The 12541-nt window shown below is 62.1% G+C and carries 11 protein-coding genes; 1 reads left to right on the top strand and 10 read right to left on the bottom strand.

The window, feature by feature from the left end:
- Positions 1-24: 24 nt before the first annotated feature.
- The 6 genes from odhB to sdhC all read right to left on the bottom strand — a co-directional run bounded on the left by odhB (position 25) and on the right by sdhC (position 7608).
- The gene (odhB, locus tag ACZ899_RS01275) at positions 25-1248 is read right to left on the bottom strand and encodes a 2-oxoglutarate dehydrogenase complex dihydrolipoyllysine-residue succinyltransferase (protein ID WP_110739477.1); all 1224 of its coding nucleotides are present in this window, start codon (positions 1246-1248) and stop codon (positions 25-27) included.
- Between the two features lie 42 nt (positions 1249-1290).
- Entirely contained in the window at positions 1291-4122 is a 2832-nt protein-coding gene (locus ACZ899_RS01270; RefSeq protein WP_186734737.1) for a 2-oxoglutarate dehydrogenase E1 component, read from the bottom strand.
- A 245-nt stretch (positions 4123-4367) separates the two neighbouring features.
- Positions 4368-5072 carry a succinate dehydrogenase iron-sulfur subunit gene (locus tag ACZ899_RS01265; RefSeq protein ID WP_012315348.1) on the bottom strand — a complete coding sequence of 235 codons (705 nt, stop codon included), beginning with the start codon at positions 5070-5072 and terminating at the stop codon, positions 4368-4370.
- Between the two features lie 11 nt (positions 5073-5083).
- Positions 5084-6856, bottom strand: coding sequence for a succinate dehydrogenase flavoprotein subunit (sdhA, locus tag ACZ899_RS01260; RefSeq protein ID WP_023628895.1), 1773 nt, complete (start codon positions 6854-6856; stop codon positions 5084-5086).
- Between the two features lie 3 nt (positions 6857-6859).
- Positions 6860-7228: a succinate dehydrogenase, hydrophobic membrane anchor protein gene (gene sdhD, locus ACZ899_RS01255; protein WP_023628896.1), complete on the bottom strand. Its 369-nt coding sequence runs from the start codon at positions 7226-7228 to the stop codon at positions 6860-6862.
- Positions 7222-7608: a succinate dehydrogenase, cytochrome b556 subunit gene (gene sdhC, locus ACZ899_RS01250; protein ID WP_011534755.1), complete on the bottom strand. Its 387-nt coding sequence runs from the start codon at positions 7606-7608 to the stop codon at positions 7222-7224. The genes sdhD and sdhC overlap by 7 nt, the downstream gene beginning before the upstream one ends.
- A 352-nt stretch (positions 7609-7960) precedes the next feature.
- On the opposite strand from sdhC, the gene gltA reads away from it, so the two are divergent.
- Entirely contained in the window at positions 7961-9250 is a 1290-nt protein-coding gene (gltA, locus tag ACZ899_RS01245; protein WP_203651814.1) for a citrate synthase, read from the top strand.
- A gap of 207 nt (positions 9251-9457) precedes the next feature.
- Here gltA and ACZ899_RS01240 read toward each other — a convergent pair whose 3' ends face one another.
- From ACZ899_RS01240 to ACZ899_RS01225, 4 genes are all read right to left on the bottom strand, one after another.
- Positions 9458-10063, bottom strand: coding sequence for an START domain-containing protein (locus tag ACZ899_RS01240; protein WP_234560548.1), 606 nt, complete (start codon positions 10061-10063; stop codon positions 9458-9460).
- Positions 10064-10096: 33 nt separating this feature from the next.
- Positions 10097-10351, bottom strand: coding sequence for a YkgJ family cysteine cluster protein (locus ACZ899_RS01235; RefSeq protein ID WP_023628900.1), 255 nt, complete (start codon positions 10349-10351; stop codon positions 10097-10099).
- A 107-nt stretch (positions 10352-10458) separates the two neighbouring features.
- Positions 10459-10935, bottom strand: a complete 477-nt coding sequence (locus ACZ899_RS01230) for a hypothetical protein (protein ID WP_234560549.1) — start codon at positions 10933-10935, stop codon at positions 10459-10461.
- A 62-nt stretch (positions 10936-10997) separates the two neighbouring features.
- Positions 10998-12440, bottom strand: a complete 1443-nt coding sequence (locus ACZ899_RS01225; protein WP_203651806.1) for an aminotransferase-like domain-containing protein — start codon at positions 12438-12440, stop codon at positions 10998-11000.
- Between the last annotated feature and the right edge of the window lie 101 nt (positions 12441-12541).

The following is a 12541-nucleotide window of genomic DNA, read 5'->3' as shown; positions in this document are numbered from 1 at the left end:
GGCCGGCGGCGCGCAGCTAGTTGATTAGATGTCCAGCAGCAGGCGAGACGGATCTTCCAGCAGGTTCTTGATGGTCACCAGGAAGGTTACCGCTTCCTTGCCGTCGATCAGGCGGTGGTCGTAGGACAGCGCCAGGTACATCATCGGGCGGATCACCACTTGGCCATTGATGGCCATCGGGCGCTGGATGATGTTGTGCATACCCAGGATCGCGGCCTGCGGCGGGTTGACGATCGGGGTCGACATCATCGAGCCGAAGGTACCACCGTTGGTGATGGTGAAGGTACCGCCAGTCATCTCTTCGATCGACAGTTTGCCGTCACGGGCTTTCTTGCCGAAGGTGGCGATGCCGTTCTCGATCTCGGCCAGCGACATCGATTCGGCGTTGCGCAGCACCGGTACCACCAGGCCACGGTCGCTGGAGACGGCGACGCCGACGTCAGCAAAGCCGTGGTAGACGATGTCGTTGCCGTCAATCGAGGCGTTGACCGCCGGGAAGCGCTTCAGCGCCTCGGTGGCAGCCTTGACGAAGAACGACATGAAGCCCAGGCGCACGCCGTTGTGGGTCTTCTCGAACAGGTCCTTGTACTTCGAACGCAGGGCCATGACTTCGGTCATGTCGACTTCGTTGAAGGTGGTCAGCATGGCCATGTTCGACTGGGCTTCGACCAGACGCTCGGCGATCTTGGCGCGCAGGCGGGTCATCGGCACGCGCTTCTCGGTACGGTCGCCAGCGGCGACGACGACCGGGGCAGCGGCAGCAGCGGCCGGCTTGGCAGCCGGTGCAGCGGCAGGGGCCGACTTCTTGTTGGCGACGGCGGCGACGACGTCTTCCTTGGTGATGCGACCGCCCTTGCCGGTGCCGGCAACGGTAGCCAGGTCGATGCCGTTCTCTTCAGCCAGCTTGCGCGCGGCTGGAGCGGCAACCGGGTCGTCTTCGCCAGCGTCGGCGGCAGCGGCGGCCGGCGCAGCAGCGGCAGGCGCGGCAGCCGGAGCTGCGGCGGCGGCGCCACCTTCAACGATCGAGCCCAGGACTTCGTCGGACAGGACGGTGTCGCCCTCGCCCTTGACGATGGCGCCCAGCACGCCGTCGGCGGTGGCCAGGACTTCCAGGACGACCTTGTCGGTCTCGATGTCGACGATCAGCTCGTCACGCTTGACGGCGTCGCCCGGCTGCTTGTGCCAGGTGGCAACGGTGCCATCGGCAACCGATTCCGGGAAGGTTGGGGCTTTGATCTCGATAGCCATTATCTGTGTTTCCTTAAATTCGGTTTCAGGTGCGCGAAGGCGTTAGACAGTGAAGGCGTCTTGCAGCAGTTTTTCCTGCTGTTCGGCGTGCTTCGATGCGTAACCACAAGCTGGCGCGGCAGAAGCGTCGCGACCGGCGTATTCCAGGACCAGCGCCTTGTTGTGGCGGCCCAGGATACGGCGCATGTGGTGCTGGCTGCTGTACCAGGCGCCCTGGTTCATCGGCTCTTCCTGACACCACACTGCATGCTTGAGGTTGGTGTAAGGCGCGAGGATCTCGACCAGGTCGTCCTCAGGGAACGGATACAGCTGCTCGATACGCACGATGGCGATATCTTCGCGGCCTTCGGCACGGCGTTTTTCCAGCAGATCGTAGTAGACCTTGCCACCGCACAGGACCAGGCGCTCGACCTTGGCAGGATCCAGGGTGTCGATTTCCGGGATCACGGTCTGGAACGAGCCATCGGCCAGGTCTTCCAGGGTCGAGATGGCCAGCTTGTGGCGCAGCAGCGACTTCGGCGTCAGCACGACCAGCGGCTTGCGCAGCGGACGGATGACCTGGCGACGCAGCAGGTGGTAGATCTGTGCCGGGGTGGTTGGCACGCAAACCTGGATGTTGTGCTCGGCGCACAGCTGCAGGTAGCGCTCCAGACGCGCGGAGGAGTGCTCCGGACCCTGGCCTTCATAGCCGTGCGGCAGCAGCATGGTCAGACCGCACAGGCGGCCCCACTTGTGCTCGCCACTGGTGATGAACTGGTCGATCACCACTTGCGCACCGTTGGCGAAGTCGCCGAACTGGGCTTCCCAGATCACCAGCGCGTTCGGCGTGGTGGTCGAGTAGCCGTATTCGAAGGCCAGTACCGCTTCTTCCGAGAGGAAGGAGTCGTACAGGTCGAAACGCGGCTGGCCCGGGAACAGGTTCTTCAGCGGCACGTAGGTGCTGGCGTCCTTCTGGTTGTGCAGCACCGCGTGACGGTGCGAGAAGGTACCACGGCCGATGTCCTGGCCGGTCATGCGGATCGGGTGACCTTCGAACTGCAGGGTGGCGTAGGCCATGGTCTCTGCATAACCCCAGTTGATCGGCAAGCCACCGGCCTGCATCTTCTGGCGATCTTCGTAGATCTTCGCGACCTGGCGCTGGACGACGAAACCTTCAGGCAGCTCGAGCAGCTTGGCCGACAGCTCCTGCAGGGTCTTGAGGTCGAAGCGGGTGTCGTGACGCGCGGTCCAGGCATGGCCCAGGTACGGACGCCAGTCGACGAACAGCTCGCGGTTCGGCTCCTTGACCAGGCTCTTGACCACGTGCAGGCCATTGTCCAGGGCGTTGCGGTACTCGTCGATCTTGGCCTGGGCGCGCTCGGCGTCGATGCGACCGGCGCTGATCAGCTGCTCGGCGTACAGCTCACGGGTGGTGCGCTGCTTGCTGATCTGCTGGTACATCAAAGGCTGGGTGCCGTTCGGCTCGTCGGCCTCGTTGTGGCCGCGACGACGGTAGCAGACCAGGTCGATGACCACGTCACGCTTGAACTGCATGCGGTAGTCGATGGCCAGCTGGGTGACGAACATCACCGCTTCCGGATCGTCGCCGTTCACGTGCAGGATCGGCGCCTGGATCATCTTGGCAACGTCGGTGGCGTACTCGGTGGAGCGCGCGTCCAGCGGGTTGCTGATGGTGAAACCGACCTGGTTGTTGATCACGATGTGCACGGTGCCGCCGGTCTTGAAACCGCGGGTCTGCGACATCTGGAAGGTTTCCATGACCACACCCTGGCCGGCGAATGCTGCGTCACCGTGGATGGAGATCGGCAGAACCTTGTCGCCAACGGTGTCGTTGCGGCGATCCTGGCGGGCGCGAACCGAACCCTCCACCACTGGCGAGACGATTTCCAGGTGGGAGGGGTTGAACGCCATGGCCAGGTGGACTTCGCCACCGGGAGTCATCACGTTGGAGGAGAAGCCCTGGTGATACTTCACGTCACCGGAGCCCAGCTCGTTCATCTTCTTGCCTTCGAACTCGTCGAACAGCTCGCGCGGGTTCTTGCCGAAGGTGTTGACGAGCACGTTCAGGCGGCCACGGTGGGCCATGCCGATCACGACTTCCTTGGTGCCGTAGGAGCCGGAGCGCTGGATCATTTCGTCCAGCATCGGGATCAGGCTTTCGCCACCCTCGAGGCCGAAGCGCTTGGTGCCCGGGTACTTGGTGCCCAGGTACTTCTCCAGGCCCTCACCGGCCGTGACGCGCTCGAGCAGGTGAGCCTGCACGTCGGCGGAGAATTCCGGACGGCCACGTACGCTTTCCAGGCGCTGCTGGAACCAGCTGCGCTGCTCGGAATCGACGATGTGGGTGAACTCGGCGCCAATGGTGCGACAATATGTCTTCTGCAGCGCTTCGAAGATTTCGCGTAGGCTCGCTTCCTCTTTGCCGATGAACAGGTCGCCGGCACGGAAGGTCGTATCAAGATCGGCATTGGTCAAGCCGTAGTGATTGATCGACAGGTCTACGGGCGCAGGACGCTGCCACAACCCCAACGGGTCGAGCTTGGCAGCCTGATGGCCGCGCATACGATAGGCCTGGATCAGTCGCAGCACTTCAACCTGCTTCTTCTCGTGTTCACTGCTCACGCTCCCGGCGGATACCGGTTGGGCGCGGCGCTGGTTCTTTGCCAGCAGTACGAAATGGTCGCGGATCGTCGAGTGCGATACATCGGTAGCGGTGCTGCCGTCGGCGGGCAACTTCTGGAAGTAAGTGCGCCACTCTTCTGGCACAGCGTTAGGGTCGTGCAGGTAGAGCTCATAAAGCTCTTCCACATATGCAGCGTTACCACCTGAAAGGTGGGCGCTATCCCACATGCGCTGCATCACGCTTTCTTGCATGCTTGGTCACCCTCGGTTAGGGGACTGATCGGCGAGAGCCACAGCAAACCTGGAAAAGTCCGAACACAGCGACTGAACCACGCCACCTGGATCCTGCTGATTTTCCGGGTACCAGCCCGGAAGCCCCTGCTGGTCTCATATCTTCATAGGTAATGAGCGCGGGCTTTTTGGGCCCTTGCTCGGGTTTTACCTCAGTGCGGGCTCACCACCCGCACCTCGGCTTACTGCAGGTACAACGCTTTGAATCAGGTGCCGCTTTGCAGCAGCATGTTACGTACGTGGCCGATTGCCTTGGTCGGATTCAGACCTTTCGGGCAAACGTTCACGCAGTTCATGATCCCGCGGCAGCGGAATACGCTGAACGGGTCATCCAGGGACGCCAGGCGCTCCTGAGTCTTGGTGTCACGGCTGTCGGCCAGGAAGCGGTAGGCCTGCAGCAGTGCGGCGGGGCCCAGGAACTTGTCCGGGTTCCACCAGAACGACGGGCAGGAGGTCGAGCAGCAGGCGCACAGGATGCACTCGTACAGACCGTCCAGCTTGTCGCGATCTTCCGGCGACTGCAGACGCTCGATGGCCGGGGCCGGCGTGTCGTTCTGCAGGAAAGGCTTCACCTTCTCGTACTGCTTGTAGAAGATGCTCATATCGACCACCAGGTCACGAATGACCGGCAGGCCAGGCAGCGGACGCAGGACCAGCTTGTTGCCCTTGACCACACCCGACAGCGGGGTGATGCAGGCCAGGCCGTTCTTGCCGTTCATGTTCATGCCATCGGAACCGCACACGCCTTCACGGCAGGAGCGACGGTACGAGAAGCCCTCGTCCTTTTCCTTGATCAGCGCCAGCACGTCCAGAACCATCAGGTCCTTGCCGCCGGTATCGACGTCGAACGACTCCATCTTGGGCGCCGAGTCGGTGTCGGGGTTGTAACGATAAACTTCGACTTTCAACATAGCAGCCACCCTTAGTAAGTCCGGACTTTTGGTTCGAAGGCAGGAACTGTCTTCGGCGCAAAGTTGACGCCACGCTTGGCAACGCGCTTCTCACCCGGGTAGTACAGGGTGTGGCACAGCCAGTTCTCGTCGTCACGGTCTTCGAAGTCTTCACGGGCGTGCGCGCCGCGGGACTCTTTACGGGCTTCAGCGGCAATGGCGGTCGCTTCGGCGACTTCCAGCAGGTTCTGCAGCTCCAGCGCTTCGATACGCGCGGTGTTGAAGGCCTGGGACTTGTCGTTGATCTTGACGTTGGCGATGCGGTCACGCAGGCCAGCCAGCTGCTCGATACCCTTCTGCATGTATTCGCCGGTACGGAATACACCGAAGTAGTTCTGCATGCAGCTCTGCAGTTCGCGCTTCAGGCTTGCCACGTCTTCACCGCTGGTACGCTCATTGAGCTTGTTCAGGCGGTTCAGGGCAACATCGACGTCGGTGTCGCTGGCATCGCGGTACTCGACGCCTTCGGTCAGCGCCTTTTCCAGGTGCAGGCCGGCGGCACGGCCGAACACCACCAGGTCGAGCAGCGAGTTGCCGCCCAGGCGGTTGGCGCCATGGACCGATACGCACGCCACTTCACCGACCGCGAACAGGCCCGGAATGATGTGGTCCTTGCCTTCGGCGTCCATGGTGATGGCCTGGCCATGAATGTTGGTGGCAACGCCGCCCATCATGTAGTGGCAGGTCGGAACGACCGGGACCGGCGCGACCACAGGGTCGACGTGGGCGAAGGTCTTGGACAGCTCGCAGATACCTGGCAGGCGGCTGTGCAGCACTTCCTCGCCCAGGTGATCCAGCTTCAGCAGCACGTGGTCCTTGTTCGGGCCCACGCCGTTGCCGGCGATGATCTCTTTGACCATGGAACGGGCAACCACGTCGCGGCCAGCCAGGTCTTTCGCGTTCGGCGCATAACGCTCCATGAAGCGCTCGCCGTGGGCGTTGATCAGGTAGCCACCTTCACCACGGCAACCTTCGGTTACCAGTACACCGGCGCCGGCGATGCCGGTCGGGTGGAACTGCCACATCTCGATGTCCTGCACCGGTACACCGGCACGCAGCGCCATGCCGATACCGTCGCCGGTATTGATCAGGGCGTTGGTGGTGGAGGCGTAGATACGGCCCGCACCACCAGTCGCCAGCACGGTGGCCTTGGACTTGATGTACATGGTTTCGCCGGTTTCGATGCAGATCGCGATCACACCGACGAAGGCGCCGTCCTGGTTCTTCACCAGGTCGACGGCGTAGTACTCGTTGAGGAAGGTGGTGCCTGCCTTCAGGTTGCCCTGGTACAGGGTGTGCAGCAGCGCGTGACCGGTACGGTCGGAAGCGGCGCAGGTACGGGCGGCCTGGCCACCTTTACCGAAGTCCTTGGACTGGCCACCGAACGGACGCTGATAGATGCGACCGGTCTCGGTACGCGAGAACGGCAGACCCATGTGGTCCAGCTCGAAGACCGCGGCCGGGCCTTCCTGACACATGTATTCGATCGCGTCCTGGTCACCGATGTAGTCGGAACCCTTGACGGTGTCGTACATGTGCCAGCGCCAGTCGTCATTCGGGTCGGCCGAAGCGATGGCGCAGGTGATGCCGCCCTGGGCGGAAACGGTGTGCGAACGGGTCGGGAACACCTTGGTGACTACGGCAGTCTTGTGGCCGCCTTGAGCCAGCTGCAGCGCTGCGCGCATGCCAGCGCCGCCGCCACCGATAATGATGGCGTCGAAGGAAATCGTAGGAATGTTAGCCATGAATCAGATACCCCAGAGAATCTGCACACCCCAGACGAAGTAAGCGAACATCGCTACGCCGCATACCGCCTGGAACAGGAAACGAATCGCAGTCGCCGACTTGCCGAACGCCATCGGCGTCAGGTAGTCGGTGGCAATGGTCCACATGCCGACCCAGGCGTGGGCGCCCAGGGCAACGAGGGCCAGCAGACTGAAGATGCGCATCGCGTTGTTGGTGAACAGAGCGTGCCACTGGGCGTAGTCGATGCCCGGGTGGGCGGCGAGGTAGCCGATCAGGAAGATGAAGTAAGCCGCGAGAACGACCGCCGAGACGCGCTGCGCCATCCAGTCGTAGAGGCCCGAACGCGACAGGTTCGTGACGTTAGTTACCATACCCAAACTCCTGCCAGAACGATCAGCACCACGGAGATGACGATCACGATTTTCGAGCCCAGCTTGCCGCCTTCCAGCGTCTCACCGATGCCCATGTCCATGATCAGGTGGCGCACACCTGCCACGAGGTGATACAGCAGGCCGGACAGCAGGCCCCAGGTCACCAGTTTGGCCAGCGGACTGGTCAGACACGCCTTCACCTCGGCAAAGCCTTCCTCGCTACCCAGCGACTTGCCCAGTGCGTAAAGCATGATGGCAAGGCCGAGGAACAGGATGACGCCGGAGATACGGTGAAGAATGGACGTGTACGCGGTGATCGGGAGTTTGATGGTCCTTAGGTCTAGGTTTACAGGTCGTTGGCTTTTCACGGCTTTTTTCACACTGAAGAGCCCCTAGCTAACAGGGCAAAGTTGTTGGTAAGTGTACTGGTCAGGTACCCACCACCCAGGAGAGCGACGACACCCAGCAGGGCGGGCTTGAAAGCCCCTGGGAGTCGGCTGCCGAGTATAGACAGTTAGGCTGCTTATGACAACGTGAGGGGCTCGCCCAAATAGCGCATTGCCTTTAGTGAACAAAAGGCGTAAACGGGCGAGAATTTCGTGAAAAACCAGGCTTCAAGGGGCGTTTCAACCAGCCTTTAGGCAAATTGACATTCGAATTTATCCCTCTATAGTGGTGCGGGCCCTGCGTGGGGGGTCTGTCTGATGATTTCAAGCATTAATAGGAGGCCACATGGCTGACAAAAAAGCGCAGTTGATCATCGAGGGCGCTGCCCCCGTCGAGCTGCCCATTTTAACCGGCACCGTTGGTCCCGATGTTATCGACGTCCGCGGGTTGGGGGCATCCGGCCACTTCACCTTCGACCCCGGCTTCATGGCGACCGCCTCGTGCGAGTCGAAGATCACCTATATTGACGGCGACAAGGGCATCCTGCTGCACCGCGGCTACCCGATCGAACAGCTCGCCGAACAGTCGGACTACCTCGAGACCTGCTACCTGCTGCTCAACGGCGAACTGCCGAATGCCGAGCAGAAGGCCCAGTTCGTCAGCACCGTGAAGAACCACACCATGGTTCACGAGCAGTTGAAGTCGTTCTTCAACGGCTTCCGCCGCGACGCCCACCCGATGGCGGTGATGTGCGGTGTGGTCGGCGCCCTGTCGGCGTTCTATCACGACTCGCTGGACATCAATAACCCGCAGCACCGCGAAATCTCCGCGGTGCGCCTGGTCGCCAAGATGCCGACCCTGGCCGCGATGGTCTACAAGTACTCCATGGGCCAGCCCATGATGTACCCGCGCAACGACCTGTCGTACGCGGAGAACTTCCTGCACATGATGTTCAACACCCCGTGCGAGATCAAACCGATCAGCCCGGTGCTGGCCAAGGCAATGGACCGGATCTTCATCCTCCACGCCGACCACGAGCAGAACGCCTCCACCTCCACCGTGCGCCTGGCGGGCTCCTCGGGCGCCAACCCGTTCGCCTGTATCGCCGCCGGCATCGCCGCACTGTGGGGCCCGGCCCACGGCGGTGCGAACGAAGCGGTACTGACCATGCTCGATGAAATCGGCGATGTCTCGAACATCGACAAGTTCATCGCCAAGGCCAAGGACAAGAACGACCCGTTCAAGCTCATGGGCTTCGGTCACCGCGTGTACAAGAACCGCGACCCGCGCGCCACCGTGATGAAGCAGACCTGCGACGAAGTCCTCAGCGAACTCGGCATCAAGAACGATCCGCAACTCGAACTGGCCATGCGCCTGGAAGAGATCGCCCTGACCGATCCGTACTTCGTCGAGCGCTCACTGTACCCGAACGTCGACTTCTACTCGGGCATCATCCTCAAGGCCATCGGCATTCCGACCAGCATGTTCACCGTGATCTTCGCCCTGGCACGCACCGTGGGCTGGATCTCGCACTGGAAGGAAATGCTCTCCAGCCCGTACAAGATCGGCCGTCCGCGCCAGCTGTACACCGGCTACGAGCAGCGCGACATCGTTGAGCTGAAGGACCGCAAGTAAGCCTCTTGGCTGAACGCAAAAAGGCTGCCCTCGGGCAGCCTTTTTTATTGTTCCGGTACACGATCCGCTTCTCTGTAGGAGCGGCCTTGTGTCGCGAAAGGGCCGCGCAGCGGCCCCGACGATCTTGAGACCGACTCGAGATCCTGGGGCCGCTGCGCGGCCCTTTCGCGACACAAGGCCGCTCCTACACAGGGAACACGCCAGCCTTTAGTTCTTCTCGGCGCGCTCCTTCAATCCCTTCAGGGTATTGAACGGCGCATCGACCACGAACTTGTTGGCCAGCCACGACGGCACGCTGCCACCCGGCTCGGTGTGCACCTGGTAGGTCACCTCAGTGCTGTCACCCTTGGGCACCAGCTTCCAGAAGCCTTCCACCTGGGCGACACGCACGAAGCCCTTTTCCTCCGGCAGATACGTCGGCTCTTCCTTAAGCTTGCGGGTCAGACTGCCATCAACCTCCTGGACCGTGGTCACATGCAGGATCGAATCCCGCGGGGTCACCGGCCAGGGCGTGTTGAACTGGGTGTAGGTCCAGCTCTGGTCACCTTCGCTCTTGAGCAGCTTCTGCGACTTGCACTCGTGGATCCAGGCACAGGCCCCCGCCACGTCTTCCTGCAGCGCCTTGACCTTGGCCAGCGGCGCCTTGATCACAGTCACGCCGCGATAGGCCTTGTACTTCGAGCCGGCCACCTCGCTGAGGGAAACCTTGATCCCCTCCTCGTCCTTGGCCACCTGCCAGTTCTCGGCCCAGGCCGTCGGTGCCAGCAGGACGCCCATGCCACACAGCAGTGCAATACCTTTGATCGATCTCATCATCTTGTTCCTTGTTGTCGAAGATCCAACCTGTCACGCCGCCGTCATCTGCTCCAGCCACCCGATGATGCGGATGGCCTCGTCACGATCGTTGCCACAGATGTCCGCTTCCGCCTTGAAGCCGCCACACACCTGCGGCCGCTCGGGCTTGCCGAACAGCGCACAGAGGTTTTCGACATTCAGGTGCAGGCAGCGTTCGCCGGCCGGCTTGCCCTGCGGCATACCGGGGATCGGCGAACTGATGGACGGGGCGATGCAGCAGGCACCACAGCCCTCGCGGCATTTCATGACAACAGGACTCCCAGGAGCAAAACGGGACGAACGTCCCTGGATACTAACCGCTCAAACATATGTTTGAAATTGCCGGACGGATGAAATCAGCCGTGACCCGGCAGTCAGTTGCGGAATTCGAATTCGATGGCCGCGCCTTCCACATCCCGCCGACTGTCGTTGCGCAACTGCAACTGCATTTCGTTGCTGATCAGCCGGCCGTTGAGCTGGAACGGACTGCTGTCGGATTCGGGCTTGGTGGGGAACATCGAGGGCAGCAGCGGCTTGCGCACCACCGGCCCGTCGCCAAGATCCGGCTCGAGATGCTTGACCATGTCCTTGGGCAGGCTCAGGTCGATCTTCGGCTGGGGCAGCGGCTTGGCGACGGCCTTGCTGACAGCCCTGGCCTTCGGTTTGGGTTTGGGCTTCGCCTTGGTTACCGGCTTGGCCTGCGGTTTGGCAGGGGCCTTGGTGGATGCCTTGTTCACTGGCTTGTGCACACCCTGCGCCTTGGCCGCCGGTTCGGCAGCCTGCACCGCACCGACCGACAGCCAGGACAAGGCGAGACACAGGGCGATGACGAGAGGACGAAGCAGGTTCATGGGTACCAGGAGCGCAAGCTGTAAAACGCGTATGCTCCCTGTTCCCGACTCGTCTGACAAGCCTACAACAGCATGCCGTTCGATTCCCGGCACAATTGCTGGGCCAGCAGCCCCAGCGTCATCACCGCACGCTCGGCCTCGCGATTCCAGGGAATGCCGCAATTGAGCCGGATACAGTGGTTGAACTGCTCGGTATTGCTGAAGATCAGCCCGGGGGCGATGCTGATGCCCTGCTCCAGCGCCCGCACATGCAGTTCCTGGGTATTGACCCGCCCCGGCAGACTGACCCAGAGAATGAAGCCACCGGTTGGCCGGGTCATCTGCGTGCCTTCCGGGAAGTGCTGCTGCACCGCCAGCTGGTAAGCGCTGAGGTTCTTGCGGTATTCCTGTCGGATGAAGCGCAAATGCCGATCGTAGCCACCATTCTCCAGGTAGGCGGCCACCGCCATCTGCGTGACGCTGCACGCCGAGTGGGTGGTGAAGGTCTGCAGTCGCTGGATCTCGTCCTGATAGCGCCCGGCGATCATCCAGCCGACCCGCACCCCCGGCGACAAGGTCTTGGAGAAGCTCGAACAGTAGATCACCCGGTCCAGCCGATCGAACGCCTTGAGCGACTTGGTGCGCCCTTGCTCGAACATCAGCTCGCCGTAGATATCATCCTCGACAATCTGGATGTCGAAATCCGAGGCCAGGCGCAGCAACTGTTTCTGCCGCTCTTCGGGAATGGTGCCACCCAGCGGGTTGCTCAACCGCGCCGTCAGCACCAGGGCCTTGATCGACCACTGGTTGGCGGCCAGTTGCAGGGCCTCCAGGCTGATGCCGGTGGAGGGATCGCTGGGGATTTCGATGACCTTGAGCCCGAGCAGGTCCGCCAGCTGCAGCAGCCCATAGTAGGTAGGCGATTCGGCGGCGATCAGGTCGCCCGGCCGGGTCAGGACCCGCAGCGACATCTGCAGGGCATCGACGCAACCATGAGTCACCACCACTTCACGGGGATCGACCAGTACACCAGCATCACGCATGCGGATGGCGATCTGCCGGCGCAGCGGCTCGAAGCCGGGGCTGAACATGTAGCTGAAGGCACGCGGGCTATGGAAGCGCGTCACCTTGGCCAACTGCTGGTGCAGGGCGCGCACGGGCAAGTAGTCAACATGGGGCACCGCCGCGCCGAAGGGAAAGACGCCATCGCGGCGCGCCTCAACCAGTACCTGCTGGATAATGCTCGCTCGGGTGACCAGCCCGGGGCGCTCGACCCGGGCGATATCCGGGGTCTGCGCCGTCAGCGCCGGAGTCTGGTGGACATAGTAGCCCGACTGCGGCCGGGCACGGATCAGGCCCTGGTCCTCGAGATTGGCATAGGCCTGCAGCACGGTGGCGTGGCTGACATTGAGCTGGGCACTCATCTTGCGTACCGACGGCACCCGTTCGCCCGGCTGGTAGACACCCCGGCGGATGTCGTCGGCCAGTTGCTGGGCGATACGCTGGTACAGCAGCAGGTTGGTCATGGCGTGTTCTCGAAGCGCGGACGGGATCGTTGTTCTTGTGCGACTCACTGCCGAGGCAGAATACCGTAACAGTTGCGAAGTGTACTGGGACAGATCGCAGG

This window comes from Pseudomonas sp. TE31087 (genome assembly GCF_057284075.1).
The sequence above is the reverse complement of the archived record's forward strand: the minus strand, read 5'-3'. Positions and strand labels throughout refer to the sequence as shown.